The following is a 14,543-nucleotide window of genomic DNA, read 5'->3' as shown; positions in this document are numbered from 1 at the left end:
ATCACGCGCCTGCCGGCGTCGGTGCATGCACGGCAATCAGGTGCTCGGCTTTCAGCGTATCCCACAGTTCGGCCGGGATCGACACCGCGGCGAGACGCAGGTTGTCGTCGATGCGATCGGGCCGGCTCGCGCCGGGGATCGCGGCCGCGACGGCCGGGTGCGCGAGCGAGAACTGCAGCGCCACCGCGCGGACATCGACGCCGAATCGTGCGCAGATCTGGCGGATGCGCGCGACACGGTCGAGCATGGCCTGCGTGGCCGGCTGATACTCGTAATGGGTGCCGCCCGCCAGCACGCCCGAGTTGTACGGCCCGCCGACGATGATCCCGAGCCCGCGTGCGGCGCTTTCCGGCATCAGCCGTTCGAGCGCGCCGGCATGGTCGAGCAGCGTGTAGCGCCCGGCCAGCAGGAAGCCGTCGGGGTCCGCGCGTTCGAGCGCGAGTTCGCACGGCTCGACGCGGTTCACGCCGAGGCCCCAACCCTGGATGACCTTCTCGTCGCGCAGTCGCGTGAGCGCCCTGGCCGCACCCGACATCGCAACGTCGAACACGTCGCGCCATGCGTCACCGTGAAAGTCGACGGCCGGGTCGTGAATCCACACGGTGTCGAGCCGGTCGGTGCGCAGCCGCTTGAGGCTCGCGTCGATCGAGCGCAGCGTGCCGTCTTCGGTGTAGTCGTAGACGATCCGGTTCGGCAGCCCGTGGCGGAACAGGCCGCCTTTTTCGCCGAGATCGCGTTGCGATGCGTCCTCGTGTTCGTCGAGGACGAGCCGGCCGACCTTGGTGCCGAGCGAGTATGCGTCGCGCGGCCGCCCCGCGAGCGCTTCACCGAGACGCAGCTCGGCGAGGCCGGCGCCATACAGCGGCGCGGCGTCGAAGTAGCGGATGCCGCTTTCCCAGGCCGCGTCGACCGTGGCCAGCGCTTCTTCGTGCGGGATGTCCCGGTACATGTTGCCCAGCGGCGCGGTGCCGAAACCCAGGCGGGAAGGGAGCGTGATTCTCATGAGCAGTCTCGGGTATGCCGATTCAGGCCGCGGCCTGGGCCAGCGTCGGGTAGTCGGTCAGCCCGCGCTCGCCGCCGCCGAACAGCGTGTTGCGGTCGTGCGTTGCGAGCGCCGCGCCGGTGCGCAGGCGTTCGGGCAGGTCGGGGTTCGCGACGAACGGGCGGCCGAACGCGACGAGGTCGGCCCAGCCGGCGGCGATCGCGTCGCGCGCGCGTTCGGCGGTGTACGCGCCGGCGTAGATCAGCACGCCCGGGAACGCGGCGCGCAGTTGCTGCTTGAATTCGACCGGCATCAGCGGCGCGTCGTCCCAGTCGGCTTCCGCGATGTGCAGGTAGCCGACGCCGAGTGCGCCGAGCAGCGTCGCGGCCGCGAGGTAGGTCGTTTCAGGATCGTCGTCGACGCAGCCGTTCAGCGTTGTCAGCGGCGCGAGGCGGATGCCGACGCGCGACGCGTCGCCGGTGCCTTCGATCAGCGCCTGCGTGACTTCGCGCAGGAAGCGCAGCCGGTTCTCCAGCGCGCCGCCGTACGCATCGGTGCGCGTGTTCGCATTCGAGTCGATGAACTGGTTCACGAGATAGCCGTTCGCGCCGTGCAGCTCGACACCGTCGAAGCCGGCCTCGATCGCATGGCGCGCGGCGGCGCGATATTGATCGACGATCTCGCGGATCTCGTCGATCGTCAGCGCGCGCGGCTCGGACGCCTGCACGAAGCCCGGCGTGCTGCCGTCTTCACCGGCGACGAACACGTTCACGCCTTTCGCCTGCAGCGGCGACGACGACACGGGTTGTTGTCCACCGAGCAGGCTCGTGTGGCTCAGCCGGCCGACGTGCCACAGCTGCGCGAAGATCCGGCCATGCGCGGCATGCACGGCGTCCGTCACCTTGCGCCAGCCGGCGACCTGCGACGGCGTGTGAATGCCGGGCGTCCATGCGTAGCCCTTGCCGAGCGGCGCGATATAGGTGCCTTCGCTGACGATCAGGCCCGCGCTTGCGCGCTGCGCGTAATACGCGGCCATCAGTTCGTTGGCTTCGTCGCCGGGCTGGCTGGCGCGCGAGCGCGTCATCGGCGGCATCACGATGCGGTTCGGCAGCGTCAGCGCGCCGAGTCGCAGCGGTTGAAAAAGCGGGTCCTGGGTCATGTCGGTGTCCTGTCGGTGCCGCGGCCGGTGGGCCGCGGCGAATCAAAGCGTGAGTGGCGGGTGGCGCGTTCAGTCCCACTTCGGCGCGAGGCCGGCCGGGTCGACTTCGCGGCCGTTGCGTTCGAGCGCGGCGATCTGCGCCATGTCTTCGTCGGTCAGGCGCAGCGTCTGCGCGAGCAGGTTGCTCGCGAGGTTCTCGCGCTTCGTCGACGACGGGATCACCGAGTAGCCGAGCTGCAACGCCCACGCGAGCGCGACCTGTGCGGGCGTCGCGTCGTGACGCTGCGCGATCGCACCGATCACCGGATCGCCGAGCACCTTGCCGTACGCGAGCGTCATGTACGACGTCACGTGGATGCCTTCGGCGTTCAGGAACTCGACGAGTTTGCGGTTCTGCAGGTACGGGCTCAGTTCGATCTGGTTCGTCGCGATCGCATCCTTGCCGACGGCCGCGATCGCTTCCTTCGTCAGTGCGATGTTGAAGTTCGAGATGCCGATCTGGCGCGTGAGGCCCTGCGCCTTCGCATCGGCGAGCGCGGTCATGAACGTGTCGAGCGCGACGCCGTTGTCGGGTGCCGGCCAGTGGATCAGCGTCAGGTCGACATGGTCGGTGCGCAGCTTGCGCAGGCTTTCCTCGAGGCTCGGCACGAGCTTGTCCGGTGCGTAGTTGTCGACCCAGATCTTGGTCGTGAGAAACAGGTCGTCGCGGCGCACGCCCGACGCGGCGATCGCTTCGCCGACTTCGGCTTCGTTGCCGTAGATCTGCGCGGTGTCGATCGTGCGGTAGCCGACTTCAAGGCCGTTGCGGACCGAGTCGATGACAGCCTGGCCTTGCAGGCGGAACGTACCGAGGCCGAATGCGGGAATGTTGCTCATCACGTGCTCCTGGGAGAGTGGAACGGGTTCGATATGGAAGTCATTCTGGCGTTTTGGATTGATGAGATAAACGCCGTTGCAGGTCAAAAATATTTGATCTGAAATCAAGTATCTGGAACGGGGTTGGCCGGCGTCATGCAACACGCGTCCGGGTGTGTTCATCTGCGTGGAACACCGGCAGCACCTCTGCCGCGATCTCGGCCATCGTCTCGTCGAGCGAGCGGCGGTTGCGGCGCAGATGCAGCCCGATGTGCCGCACGCCCGCGTCGCGCATGGCCGCGAGCTCCCCGATCAGCGCGAGACGCCCCGCGCGGGCGCCGAAGCGGTGCCGCTGCAGCGGCGCGTGCGGATCTTCCGCAAGGTCGAGGTGGATGAAGCTCACGTACGGCTTGTCGCCGGCCACCGCGCGCCAGTTCGCAGCGCGCTGCCGGTGGTCGTCCGGCGTGCCGGGATACGCGAGGCAGCCGTCCATGTGTTCGCCGATCCAAGCGGGCGTCTGCTGCGCGAGACCGGCGACGAGCAGCGGCAGCGGCGAACGGGCCGCAGGCAGCACATCGAGGCCGGGCGGCAGGTGCCCGCGTGCGCCGTCGCGCAGCAGCGCGATCTGATCGCGGAAATTCGTGCCGCGTGACGCGAAGTCGCGGCCGAACAGCGGATATTCGACCGGCCGGTCGCCGCTGGCGACGCCGAGCAGCAGGCGGCCGCCGCTCAGCTCCTGGATCGTCGCGGCCGATTTCAGCGTCAGCAGCGGCTCGCGCAGCGGCAGCACGACGGCCGCCGTGCCGAGCAGGATGTCGTGCGTGATGCCGGCGAGGTAGCCGAGATACGAGAAGGTTTCGAACACCTGCGCGGCGTCGCCGAACGCCGGGTCGTACACCGGCACGTCGCGCACCCAGAGCGCGCGGAAGCCGAGCGTGTCGGCCAGTTGCGCGAGCTCCGCATGGATTTCGAGATCGGGCACGCCGGGCCGGCGGCCGTCGTGCTGACGCTTTGCGTTGCCGGCGGGCGACCAGTCGTTGTCGAGCGGCAGTTCGAGGCCGATGCTGAAGCCGCCGTCGACGAGTCTGTCGAGTGCAGTGAGTGAAGTGGACATGGTCGGGTTCCGTTCAGATCGCGCGCAGGCTGCCTTCGAGCCGGTAGAAATCGAGCGACGACGCGGTGAAGAAAGACCGCGACGTGCCGGCGGCGAAATCGTCGATATGCACGACCGTCGCGCGGTCGGCTTCCTGCCACGAGATCGCGTAGGTTTCGCCGGCGACGTGCTGCCACGTGTATTCGACTTCACCCTTCGCGCCCGCGTACGGGCCTTCGGTGATCTCGTAGCGCATGTGGAGGCCGTCATCGTCGTACGCGTTGAGCGCGGTGAGGCCGTCGTAGCGCACTTCGAACGTCTTGCCGGCGAACGGCGGGCGTGGGGTCGATGCATTCATGGGTGCAAATTCCTGCAAAAAAGTGACGTTCAGTGCGCGAGCTGGACCGGTTCGGCCGTGCGTTCCGGCAGGCCGGCGCTGCGGTCGAGGCGACCGCTCAGTGCGGTGAGCGCGAATGCGCCGAGCGTGACGGCTGCCGCGATCCACGGCGTATGGCCGAGGCCGACGTGCGCGACGATCACGCCACCGAGTGCCGAGCCGCCCGCGACACCGAGATTGAACGCGGCGATGTTGAAGCCGGATGCGACGTCGGTGGCGTCGGGCGCGAAGTGGCGTGCCTGCTTCACGACGTACACCTGCAGGCCCGGCACGTTGCCGAACGCCACCGCGCCCCACGCGAGCATCGTCAGCACGGCGAGCCATTTGACGTGGATCGTGAAGGTGAGCGCGAGCAGCACGATCGCGAGCAGCAGGAAGATCCGCTTGAGCGCCTTCACGGGTCCGGCGCTATCCGCGAGCTTGCCGCCCCACACGTTGCCGAACGCGACCGATACGCCGTAGCCGACGAGCACGAGACTGACCTGCGACGGCGTGAAGCCGGCGATCTGCTCGAGCAGCGGCGCCATGTACGTGAACGCGATCAGCGAGCCGCCGTAGCCGACCGCCGTCATCGCATAGACCAGCAGCAGGCGCGGCTGCGCGAGCACGCGGAACTGGCGGGCGAGCGGCGCGGGCGCCGTTTGCGGCAACCCGCGCGGCACGAATGCGACCGCACCGACGAACGCGACGAGGCCGAACAGCGCGACGACCAGGAAGGTTGCGCGCCAGCCGAAGTGCTGGCCGATGAAGGTGCCGAGCGGAATGCCGGCGACGAACGCGACGGTCATCCCGCTGAACATCGTCGCGATCGCGCTGGCGGCCTTCTCCTTCGGCACGAGCGTGGTCGCGATGATCGAGCCGACCGAGAAGAACACGCCGTGCGCGAGGCCGGTGAGGACGCGCGCGACGATCAGCGATTCGTAGCCGGGCGCCTGCCACGCGACGAGGTTGCCGACGGTGAACAGCGCCATCAGCGCGGCGAGCAGCGTCTTGCGCGGCACGCGGCCGGTTAGCGCGGTGAGGAGCGGCGCGCCGATCGCGACGCTCAATGCGTAAAGGCTGACGAGCAGGCCCGCGGACGGCAGGCTGACGCCGAGATCGGCGCCGATCGTCGGGATCAGCCCGACGATCACGAATTCGGTGGTACCGATGGCAAACGCGCTGATGGTCAGCGCAAGCAGGGCGAGTGGCATGATGGGTGCTCCATGGGTCCGGTGAGGATGGAGCGCAGTGTGCCGTCTTTACTTTTGTTGAAAAACGGGTCTATAAACCAAATTGTTTTGATTTGAGATCAAGAATACGGCGATGAAGATCACGCTCGACGAACTCCAGGCCTTTGCCGCCGTGGTCGATTCCGGTTCGATCACGGCGGCCGCGCAACAGCTCGACCTCACTGTGTCGGCGACGAGCCGCACGCTCGGGCGGCTCGAGGAGAAGCTGAAGACCACGCTGCTGCGCCGGACCACGCGCCGGCTCGAACTGACCGAGGAAGGGCGCGCGTTCCTGCAGGACGCGCGCGCGATCATCGAATCGGTCGAGACGGCGGAAGAACAGATGCTCGCGCGGCGCGAGATGCCGTCGGGGCGGCTGCGCGTGGATGCGGCGACGCCGTTCATGCTGCATGTGATCGTGCCGCTCGTGCGCGGCTACCGTGAACGCTTCCCGAAGGTCGAGCTGGAGCTGAACAGCAACGAGGGCATCATCGACCTGCTGGAGCGGCGCACCGACGTCGCGTTCCGGATCGGCCGGCTGAAGGATTCGACGCTGCACAGCCGGCGCATCGGCAACAGCCGGATACGCATGCTCGCGAGCCCCGCGTATGTGGCGGCGCACGGCCAGCCGCGCAAGGTGGAGGATCTCGACAAGCACACGCTGCTCGGCTTCACGCAGCCCGAATCGCTGAACGTATGGCCGATCCTCGGCACCGATGGCGAACCGTGCCGCATCGAGCCGGGCATCCGGTCGTCGAGCGGCGAGACGCTCCGGCAGCTCGCGCTCGATGGCGCGGGCGTCGTGTGCCTGTCGGATTTCATGACCGCGCAGGATCGCGAGGCGGGCCGGCTCGTGCAAGTGCTCGCGCGCCAGACGCTCGAGGTCGAGCAGCCGATCCACGCGGTGTACTACCGCAATACCGCGATCTCGTCGCGAATCGCATCGTTCGTTGATTACCTGATCGAGGCGCTGGGCGGCGGCGGCAATGAGGCGCCGGGGCGGCGCAAGGCTGCGGCGTGGCTGGAGCCGCGGTAGCGGCGGCAGGGACGACGGGGCGGGTCACGCCCCGTGTGATTTGACGTGCGATCCGGCGTGCCGTACTCCGGCACGCCGTCGTGCGACGGTTACGCCTCTTCGGACCACGACATCCCGTCGCGCGCGAGCAGCGCCGACGAAGCCGCGGGCCCGAACGTGCCGGCCGTGTACAGGCGCGGCCGGTCGCCGAGCTCCTTCCAGCCGTCGAGGATCGGCTCGACCCACGACCACGCGGCTTCGAGTTCGTCGCGGCGCATGAAGTGCGTGAGGCGCCCGCGGATCACGTCGATCAGCAAACGCTCGTACGCTTCCGCGCGCCGCTCCGGAATCGCTTGCTGCAGGTCGAGGTTCAGGCTCACGGGCACCATGTTCATCCCGCTGCCCGGTTCCTTCGCGAGCATCTGCAGCTGGATCGACTCTTCCGGCTGGAGCTGGATCACGAGGCGGTTGCTGTAGTGGCGCGGGCCGGTCGGGATGATCGAGAACGGCATGTCGGCGAACTCGATCACGATTTCCGACTGGCGGCGCTGCAGCCGCTTGCCGGTGCGCAGGAAGAACGGCACGTTCGCCCAGCGCCAGTTGTTGATGTGCGCGCGCAGCGCGACGAAGGTTTCCGCGCGGCTGTCCGCCGGCACGTTGTCTTCCTCGAGATAGCCCTTCACCGGCTGGCCGTCGACCGCGCCGGCCGTGTACTGGCCGCGCACCGTGTCACGTGCGACGTCCGCCACCGCCATCGGCCGCAGCGAGCGCAGCACCTTCAGCTTCTCGTCGCGCACCGCGTCCGGATCGAGCGACACGGGCGGCTCCATCGCGACGATGCACAGCAGTTGCAGCAGGTGGTTCTGCACCATGTCGCGCAGCGCGCCGGTATGGTCGTAGAAGCCCGCGCGGCTGCCGACACCCACCGTCTCCGCCACCGTAATCTGCACGCTGCGGATGCTCGGCGCCTGCCACAGCGGCCCGAAGATCGGGTTGCCGAAGCGCAGCACCATCAGGTTCTGCACGGTTTCCTTGCCGAGATAGTGGTCGATCCGATAGATCTGCGATTCTTCGAAGTGCTTGCCGACCGCGTTGTTGATCGCCTTCGCGGATGCGAGATCGTGGCCGAGCGGTTTTTCGAGGACGACGCGCGAGTGCTTGTCCACCAGCTGCGCAGCCGACAGGTTGTCGCAGATGGTGGTGAACAGCTCCGGCGACGTCGACAGGTAGAACACGCGGATCGCATCGCCGCGCGCCGCTTCCGCGAGCCGCAGGTAATCGTCCGGCGCGTTCACGTCGATCAGTACGTACTTGAACAGGTCGAGGAAGCGGCTCCAGGCCGCGGGATCGAATGCCTTTTCGTCGATGAACGGGCGCGACTGCTCGTCCATGAACTTGCGATAGCCGTCGATGCCCCAGTCGCGGCGGCCGACCGCGATGATGCGCGTCTCGGGCGGAAGGTTGCAGTGCAGGTGCGCCATGTACAGCGCGGGCAACAGCTTGCGGGCGGCCAGGTCGCCGCCGCCGCCGAAGATGATCATGTCGACGGGCCGTTCGGCTCCGGTCTGGGTAGGCTGATTCGTCATGGGAGGTTCGCGGTGTGAAACGGTGAACGTGAAACGAACGTCGAGGTACCGGGCGCCGATACGTGAACGCACCAGTACGTGAAAACGCTAATAGTGCACGGTTTTGATGGATTGCGTATGGGTTCCCCCGGATGTAACAGCGCTTGCATTCCGTATGATCGCCCCATTATGATTGAGCGATCACTCATTAAAGGAATCGAACGTGGCCCGACCGCGCAGTCCCGACAAGCACGAAGCCATCCTCGCCGCGGCCGCACGCGCGCTCGCCGAGGACGGTGCGACGGCGACGACCGCGCGTATCGCGCGGCTCGCCGGCGTGGCGGAAGGCACGGTGTTCACGTACTTCGAGACCAAGGACGCGTTGCTGAACGCGCTATACGTGAGTCTGAAAGCGGACTTGCGCGCCGCGATGATGACGGGTTACCCGGAAGGCGCGCCGGTCGAGCAGGCACTGCGGCATGCCTGGAACGGCTATGTGTTGTGGGGCGTCGCGAATCCGGACGGGCGGCGCGCGCTGCAGCAGCTGGGCGTGAGCGGGCGCATCGACGACGCGCATCGCGCGGCCGGCGCCGAAGGTTTCGGCGGGATCAATGCGCTGCTGCGTGAGCAGGTCGCCGTGTCGGGCGCGTTGAATCCCGACGAAGCGCACACGTTCTGCGCGGCGCTGTTCACGTCGATCGCCGAAACGGCGATCGAATCGGTCGCGCGCGATCCCGCGCGGGCCGATGCGTACCGGGAAGCCGGGTTTCGCGCGTTGTGGGCCGTGTTGCACGCGGTGTAAGGCAAGGATTGCCGTCGTGGCGGCGTGTGCGGATTCACGTTCACGCGCTGCGGCGAGGATGGGTAGCGGGTTTCAGGCAGGGCGATGGCGGTCATGAACGACCGGTACATCGCCATTATTAATGAGTGAGTAATCATTCATTTTGTGGTTTCACTACAATCAAGGAGTGGAAAAATGTCGAAAGTCTGGCTGGTAACAGGGGCCGCGCGCGGCCTGGGGCGAGCGATTTCGGAAGCCGTGCTGGCGGCGGGCGACCGGCTGGTGGCCGGTGTGCGCGATCCCGCGCGGCTGGCCGATCTGGCCGAGCGTCATGGCGACCGTCTGCTGCCGGTCGCGCTCGACGTCACCGACGAAGCGGCGGCCGTGCAGGCCGTCGCGGCGGCGCGCGACGCGTTCGGCCGCATCGATGTGCTGGTGAACAACGCGGGCTACGGTCATACGGCGCCGTTCGAGCAGATGGGTGCCGACGATTTCCGCGACCAGATCGAAACGAACCTGTTCGGCGTGATCAACCTGACGCGTGCGGTGCTGCCGACGATGCGCGCGCAGCGCGCGGGGCACATCTTCCAGGTGTCGTCGGTCGGCGGGCGCTCGTCGACGGCCGGCCTGTCCGCGTATCAGGCCGCGAAGTGGGCAGTCGGCGGGTTCAGCGACGTGCTGTCGAAGGAAGTCGCGCCGTTCGGCGTGCGCGTCTGCACACTCGAACCGGGCGGGATGCGTACCGACTGGGCCGCGCAGGCGAAGCGCGGCATCGACGACATGCTGCCCGACTATCAGCCGTCGGTCGGGAAGATTCTCGAACTGCTCGGCGCGTACGGTGGGCACGAAGTCGGCGATCCGGCGCGGATCGCGGCGTTGATCGTCGAGCTGTCGCGCCGCGACGACGTGCCGATGCGTTTGCTGCTCGGTGGCGACGCGCTGTTCGTGTGCGAGCAGGCGGAGAAGCAGCGCGCGGATGAGGCGGCGCAGTGGCGCGACACGACGCTGTCGACGCAGTTTCCGGATGCGAAGCTGCCGGCCGGGTTGCAGGCGCTGAAAGGGCTGGAGTGAGCGCTGACATTCGTGGCGCTGCCTGGGCAGCGTGAGCGGCTGACCGATGCCGGCGCATGTGTCTGCGTGCAGGCATCGGCCGGCCGCGCCCATGCGATCGACGGGCGCGGCCGATGCGACGCCGGCGCCGGGCGAGGGCGTTGTTTACCGGCGTCGATAGGCGGGCGCGACGAGACCGCCGCGTCCCGTCCGTGCGGCCGAACGGCGTGTGCGCTCAGCGCCCCAGCGCATAGAACTCCGCATTCGGCCGCAGGTTCGTCACGTTCGCGATGCGGTTGGACATGCCGAAGAAAGCGGAGATCGCCATGATGTCCCACACATCTTCTTCGACGAAACCATGCGACTTGAGCGCGTCGAAATCCGCTTCGCCCACCAGATGCGCGGCCTGCGACACCTTCATCGCGAAGTCGAGCATTGCCTTCTGCCGGGCGGTAATGTCGGCCTTGCGATAGTTGGTCGCGACCTGGTCGGCGATCAGCGGATCCTTCGCGCGAATGCGCAGGATCGCACCGTGCGCGATCACGCAGTACTGGCACTGGTTCACGCTGCTGGTGGCCACGACGATCATCTCGCGCTCGGCCTTGCTCAGGTTGCCCGGTTTGTCCATCAGCGCGTCGTGGTACGCCATGAACGCGCGAAACTCGTCGGGGCGATGCGCAAGCGTCAGGAATACGTTCGGGATGAAGCCCGACTTTTCCTGGACGGCCGCGATGCGTTCGCGAATGTCCTCGGGCAAGTCGTCGAGCGCGGGCACGGGAAAGCGGCTGATGGGGGCGGTGTTTGCGGCGGTCATGAGGTCTCCTGGATAAAGTGGCGCGGGTGCTCTCGATGCGCGAGCCGCCGGCCTAACAAAGAATCGCTGGGGGTCGTCAGTGGCGTCACGCGTTGACGTCGACGACGATGCGGCCGCGAACCTTGCCGTTGATCAACTCCTCCGCAAGCGGAATGACGTCGCTCAGGCCGACCTGATGGCCGATGGCGCCCAGCTTCTCGACGTCGAGGTCGGACGCGAGCCGGCGCCATGCCTCCAGGCGGTCGGCGCGTGGGCACATGACGCTGTCGATCCCGACGAGCGTAACGCCGCGCAGGATGAACGGCGCGACGGTCGCGGGGAAATCCATGCCAGCGGCCAGGCCGCAGGCCGTCACGACGCCACGGTACCGCGTGGTCGCACACACGTTGGCGAGCACGTGGCTGCCTGCCACGTCGACCGCGCCGGCCCATCGTTCTTTGCCGAGCGGCCTGCCGGGCTCGCTGAATTGCGAGCGCTCCAGGATTTCCGCCGCGCCGAGCTGGCGCAGGTAGTCGGCATCGGCGGGGCGGCCGGTTACGGCGACGACGCGATAGCCGAGCCGCGCGAGAAGGGCGGTGGCGACGCTGCCCACCCCGCCTGCCGCGCCGGTCACGACGATCTCGCCGTCGTCCGGGCGCACGCCATGCCGCTCCAGTGCCATCACGCACAGCATCGCGGTGTAGCCCGCCGTGCCGATGGCCATCGCCTGTTGCGGCGAAAAGGCGGACGGCAGCGGCACCAGCCAGTCGCCATCGACGCGGGCCCTTTGTGCCAGGCCGCCCCAGTGCGTTTCGCCGACACCCCAGCCGTTGAGCACGACCTGGTCGCCGGGGCGATAGTCCGGGTGCGCGCTCTCTTCGACTTCCCCGACCAGATCGATGCCGGGCACCATCGGGAACTTGCGGACCACCGGGCTCTTGCCGGTGATCGCCAGTCCGTCCTTGTAGTTCAGCGTCGAATAACCCACGCGCACCGTCACGTTGCCCGCGGGCAACTGCGCGTCGTCCAGCGTTTGCAGCCGTGCGTGCTGGCCGGTTTCGTCCTTGTCGATCACGATGCCCTGGAACATCCCGTTCTCCTGTCTAATTTCTAGACCGATCGTCTAGTTAATGGCAAAAAAATTCAGCGGCGAGGTAATCCATTGAAGAAAAACTGTGCGAACAATGCCAGTGGCCCGTCGCTGCGCTCCAGCTTCGCGCGCAGCACGGCGCCTTCCCAGCCGATCCAGAAGAATGCGGCCAGCTCGGCGGGATCCGCCGAACCGGCCAGCTCGCCGGCGTGCTGCGCGGCGGCGAGGCATTCGGCGAGGCGGCGTTGCCAGTCTTCGAACGTGGTGCGCAGGCGGGCACGGAAACTTTCGGGCAGCGCGCCCATTTCCTGCCCGAGATTACCGATCAGGCAGCCGCGGCTGTAGGCGTAGCGGGCCATGCCCTCCCGGGCATCGTCGACGAACGCGCGGACGCGCTGCAGCGGCGAGCGCGCCGGGTCGCTGAAATGACGGTCCAGCTTGCGCGCGAAGAAGTCGGCATAGCGGTCGATCAGTTCGAGGCCGAACGCTTCCTTGCTGTCGAAGTAGTGATAGAAGGAGCCCTTGGGCACGCCCGCTCGCCCGAGGATCTCGTCGAGCCCGGTGGCCGAGAAGCCCTTCTCGGTGAGCACTTCCAGCCCGGTGCGCAACAGCATGTCCCGCGTGGCGACGAGGTCTTCGTGCTGCTTCGGTGGCCTGCCGCGACGGCGAGGCGGATCAGTTCGAACGTCCATGTGCGAATAATAGACCGTTCGTCTCAAAAATCAACCGGTCGTGTGTGGAGCGCGTCCGGTGAGGTCGCTGCGGCGAGACATACCCGTACTAACCCTGATTAAAAAACCTTATCGCGGTGAAAAATTCCGCATCTTATTGAACCGATATCGGCTCGCTATAGTGGCTCGCTTTCCCGCACGCAGCGTCACGCGTGCACATACAAACAAGCTGGAGCCCCTTAGATGACTGACGCCCGATTCACCGAAATCGAGGATCTGATGCCCGCCGCCGGCGGGTTGCGCGAGATCCGTCACCACATCCACCACCATCCCGAGCTCGCGTACGAAGAGCACGACACGGCCGCGCTCGTCGCCGAGAAGCTCGAACAGTGGGGCTGGCAGGTGACGCGTGGGGTCGGCAAGACGGGCGTGGTCGGCACGCTGCGCGTGGGCGACGGCACGCGCAGCATCGGCATTCGTGCCGACATGGATGCGTTGCCGATCATCGAGGCGACGGGGCTGCCCTATGCGAGCGGCACGCACGGCAAGATGCACGCCTGCGGCCACGACGGCCACACGACGATGCTGCTCGGCGCCGCGCAGCATCTCGCGAAGACCCGCAACTTCTCCGGCACCGTGCACCTGTATTTCCAGCCGGCGGAAGAGCATGGCGTCGACAGCGGCGCGAAGAAGATGATCGACGACGGCCTGTTCGAACGCTTCCCGTGCGACGCGGTGTTCGGCATGCACAACCATCCGGGTGCGGCGCCCGGCGTGTTCCTCACGCGGCGCGGCCCGTTCATGTCGGCCGGCGACAAGGCGATCATCACGATCGAAGGCGTCGGCGGCCATGCGGCCCGACCGCACCTGACGGTCGACCCGGTCGTCGTCGCGGCGAGCATCGTGATGGCGCTGCAGACGATCGTCGCGCGCAACGTCGACCCCGCGCAGCCGGCGGTCGTCACGGTCGGCTCGATGCACGCGGGCACCGCGAACAACGTGATCCCGAACGGCGCACGCCTCGAACTCAGCGTGCGCTCGTTCAGCCCCGACGTGCGCGCGCTGCTCAAGCGCCGCATCACGGAGCTGGCCGAAACGCAGGCGGCGAGCTACGGCGCGAGCGCGAACGTCGAGTACATCGAAGGCTATCCGGTTGTCGTCAATACGGATGCCGAAACGGATTTCGCCGCGCAGGTCGCGCGCGAACTCGTCGGCGATGCGCACGTGGTCGAGCAGACCGACCTGCTGATGGGCAGCGAGGATTTCGCGTTCATGCTGCAGCAGCGGCCGGGCTCGTTCGTGCGGCTCGGCAACGGCGAAGGCGAGGACGGCTGCATGGTGCACAACCCGAAGTACGACTTCAACGATCGCAACCTGCCGATCGGCGCGGCGTTCTGGACACGTCTCGTGGAGCGTTACCTCGGGCGGTGATGCCGGCGGCGGGGCGGGCGGCCGGCGCTTCCGGCCGCATTGAGAGGAGACGATAACGATGCAGAAAGACCATCTCGCGCTGCACCCCGCGTCGACGGGGGCCGCCGAAACCAGCACGCCAGGTGCGCCGGCCGTCACGCGGCGCGGGGCGATCGCGGCGGCCGTGATCGGCAACTGGCTGGAGTTCTTCGATTTCACCGTGTACGGCTTCTTCGCGGTGCTGATCGGCAAGCTGTTCTTCCCGTCGAGCGACCCGACCACGTCGCTGCTGCTGTCGGTCGCGACGTTCGCGGCCGGCTTCTTCACGCGGCCGCTCGGCAGCGTCGTGCTCGGTGTCTACGCGGACCGCAAGGGGCGCAAGGCCGCGCTGAACCTGACGATCATGCTGATGGCGCTCGGCACGGGCCTGATCGCGATCGCGCCGACCTACGCGCAGGTCGGCGTGGCCGC

Annotated in this window: 15 protein-coding genes; 5 read left to right on the top strand and 10 right to left on the bottom strand. The window is 67.5% G+C overall.

Features of this window, described 5'->3' with window-relative positions:
- Position 1: 1 nt before the first annotated feature.
- The 6 genes from JYJ84_RS06050 to JYJ84_RS06025 all read right to left on the bottom strand — a co-directional run bounded on the left by JYJ84_RS06050 (position 2) and on the right by JYJ84_RS06025 (position 5,679).
- The gene (locus JYJ84_RS06050; RefSeq protein WP_175222491.1) at positions 2 to 1,003 is read right to left on the bottom strand and encodes an aldo/keto reductase; all 1,002 of its coding nucleotides are present in this window, start codon (positions 1,001 to 1,003) and stop codon (positions 2 to 4) included.
- Between the two features lie 22 nt (positions 1,004 to 1,025).
- Positions 1,026 to 2,141, bottom strand: a complete 1,116-nt coding sequence (locus tag JYJ84_RS06045) for an alkene reductase (RefSeq protein WP_175222492.1) — start codon at positions 2,139 to 2,141, stop codon at positions 1,026 to 1,028.
- Between the two features lie 69 nt (positions 2,142 to 2,210).
- A complete protein-coding gene (gene dkgB / locus JYJ84_RS06040; protein ID WP_175222493.1) occupies positions 2,211 to 3,017 on the bottom strand; it encodes a 2,5-didehydrogluconate reductase DkgB in 807 nt (268 codons plus the stop codon).
- A 133-nt stretch (positions 3,018 to 3,150) separates the two neighbouring features.
- Complete coding sequence (locus JYJ84_RS06035) at positions 3,151 to 4,110, bottom strand: LLM class oxidoreductase (RefSeq protein WP_175222494.1); 960 nt, start codon at positions 4,108 to 4,110, stop codon at positions 3,151 to 3,153.
- Between the two features lie 13 nt (positions 4,111 to 4,123).
- Positions 4,124 to 4,447, bottom strand: a complete 324-nt coding sequence (locus tag JYJ84_RS06030) for an adenylate cyclase (protein ID WP_175222495.1) — start codon at positions 4,445 to 4,447, stop codon at positions 4,124 to 4,126.
- Positions 4,448 to 4,476: 29 nt separating this feature from the next.
- A complete protein-coding gene (locus tag JYJ84_RS06025; RefSeq protein ID WP_175222496.1) occupies positions 4,477 to 5,679 on the bottom strand; it encodes an MFS transporter in 1,203 nt (400 codons plus the stop codon).
- 112 nt (positions 5,680 to 5,791) lie between these two features.
- On the opposite strand from JYJ84_RS06025, the gene JYJ84_RS06020 reads away from it, so the two are divergent.
- Complete coding sequence (locus JYJ84_RS06020) at positions 5,792 to 6,733, top strand: LysR family transcriptional regulator (protein WP_122948141.1); 942 nt, start codon at positions 5,792 to 5,794, stop codon at positions 6,731 to 6,733.
- Between the two features lie 89 nt (positions 6,734 to 6,822).
- Here JYJ84_RS06020 and zwf read toward each other — a convergent pair whose 3' ends face one another.
- Positions 6,823 to 8,298, bottom strand: coding sequence for a glucose-6-phosphate dehydrogenase (zwf, locus tag JYJ84_RS06015; protein ID WP_122948140.1), 1,476 nt, complete (start codon positions 8,296 to 8,298; stop codon positions 6,823 to 6,825).
- Positions 8,299 to 8,500: 202 nt separating this feature from the next.
- Here zwf and JYJ84_RS06010 point away from each other — a divergent pair, with 202 nt between their 5' ends.
- Together JYJ84_RS06010 and JYJ84_RS06005 are read left to right on the top strand one after the other, a co-directional pair.
- Positions 8,501 to 9,079, top strand: coding sequence for a TetR/AcrR family transcriptional regulator (locus JYJ84_RS06010; protein ID WP_122948139.1), 579 nt, complete (start codon positions 8,501 to 8,503; stop codon positions 9,077 to 9,079).
- A 174-nt stretch (positions 9,080 to 9,253) separates the two neighbouring features.
- The gene (locus JYJ84_RS06005; RefSeq protein WP_174958090.1) at positions 9,254 to 10,129 is read left to right on the top strand and encodes an SDR family NAD(P)-dependent oxidoreductase; all 876 of its coding nucleotides are present in this window, start codon (positions 9,254 to 9,256) and stop codon (positions 10,127 to 10,129) included.
- A gap of 214 nt (positions 10,130 to 10,343) precedes the next feature.
- On the opposite strand, the gene JYJ84_RS06000 is transcribed toward JYJ84_RS06005, so the two are convergent.
- From JYJ84_RS06000 to JYJ84_RS05990, 3 genes are all read right to left on the bottom strand, one after another.
- Complete coding sequence (locus JYJ84_RS06000) at positions 10,344 to 10,922, bottom strand: peroxidase-related enzyme (RefSeq protein ID WP_175222497.1); 579 nt, start codon at positions 10,920 to 10,922, stop codon at positions 10,344 to 10,346.
- An 85-nt stretch (positions 10,923 to 11,007) separates the two neighbouring features.
- Positions 11,008 to 11,991 (bottom strand): MDR family oxidoreductase, encoded by a 984-nt coding sequence (locus JYJ84_RS05995; RefSeq protein WP_175222498.1) that lies wholly within the window; start codon positions 11,989 to 11,991, stop codon positions 11,008 to 11,010.
- Between the two features lie 53 nt (positions 11,992 to 12,044).
- Positions 12,045 to 12,683: a TetR/AcrR family transcriptional regulator gene (locus JYJ84_RS05990; RefSeq protein WP_175222499.1), complete on the bottom strand. Its 639-nt coding sequence runs from the start codon at positions 12,681 to 12,683 to the stop codon at positions 12,045 to 12,047.
- A 222-nt stretch (positions 12,684 to 12,905) separates the two neighbouring features.
- On the opposite strand from JYJ84_RS05990, the gene JYJ84_RS05985 reads away from it, so the two are divergent.
- Positions 12,906 to 14,093, top strand: a complete 1,188-nt coding sequence (locus JYJ84_RS05985) for a M20 aminoacylase family protein (protein WP_175222500.1) — start codon at positions 12,906 to 12,908, stop codon at positions 14,091 to 14,093.
- A 58-nt stretch (positions 14,094 to 14,151) separates the two neighbouring features.
- A partial coding sequence (locus tag JYJ84_RS05980; RefSeq protein ID WP_205189132.1) for an MFS transporter occupies positions 14,152 to 14,543 on the top strand: 392 nt, incomplete at its 3' end.

Source organism: Burkholderia sp. LMG 13014 (assembly GCF_905232215.1).
Taxonomy (GTDB): domain Bacteria; phylum Pseudomonadota; class Gammaproteobacteria; order Burkholderiales; family Burkholderiaceae; genus Burkholderia.
Note: the sequence above shows the minus strand (reverse complement) of the source record. Positions and strands in the feature narration are given on the sequence as shown.

Excerpts from the sequence above, each read along its gene's own strand:
- JYJ84_RS06050 (WP_175222491.1), bottom strand. The coding sequence starts at position 1,003 with ATGAGAATCACGCTCCCTTCCCGCCTGGGTTTCGGCACCGCGCCGCTG.
- JYJ84_RS06045 (WP_175222492.1), bottom strand. The coding sequence starts at position 2,141 with ATGACCCAGGACCCGCTTTTTCAACCGCTGCGACTCGGCGCGCTGACG.
- dkgB (WP_175222493.1), bottom strand. The coding sequence starts at position 3,017 with ATGAGCAACATTCCCGCATTCGGCCTCGGTACGTTCCGCCTGCAAGGC.
- JYJ84_RS06035 (WP_175222494.1), bottom strand. The coding sequence starts at position 4,110 with ATGTCCACTTCACTCACTGCACTCGACAGACTCGTCGACGGCGGCTTC.
- JYJ84_RS06030 (WP_175222495.1), bottom strand. The coding sequence starts at position 4,447 with ATGAATGCATCGACCCCACGCCCGCCGTTCGCCGGCAAGACGTTCGAA.
- JYJ84_RS06025 (WP_175222496.1), bottom strand. The coding sequence starts at position 5,679 with ATGCCACTCGCCCTGCTTGCGCTGACCATCAGCGCGTTTGCCATCGGT.
- JYJ84_RS06020 (WP_122948141.1), top strand. The coding sequence starts at position 5,792 with ATGAAGATCACGCTCGACGAACTCCAGGCCTTTGCCGCCGTGGTCGAT.
- zwf (WP_122948140.1), bottom strand. The coding sequence starts at position 8,298 with ATGACGAATCAGCCTACCCAGACCGGAGCCGAACGGCCCGTCGACATG.
- JYJ84_RS06005 (WP_174958090.1), top strand. The coding sequence starts at position 9,254 with ATGTCGAAAGTCTGGCTGGTAACAGGGGCCGCGCGCGGCCTGGGGCGA.
- JYJ84_RS06000 (WP_175222497.1), bottom strand. The coding sequence starts at position 10,922 with ATGACCGCCGCAAACACCGCCCCCATCAGCCGCTTTCCCGTGCCCGCG.
- JYJ84_RS05995 (WP_175222498.1), bottom strand. The coding sequence starts at position 11,991 with ATGTTCCAGGGCATCGTGATCGACAAGGACGAAACCGGCCAGCACGCA.
- JYJ84_RS05990 (WP_175222499.1), bottom strand. The coding sequence starts at position 12,683 with ATGGACGTTCGAACTGATCCGCCTCGCCGTCGCGGCAGGCCACCGAAG.
- JYJ84_RS05985 (WP_175222500.1), top strand. The coding sequence starts at position 12,906 with ATGACTGACGCCCGATTCACCGAAATCGAGGATCTGATGCCCGCCGCC.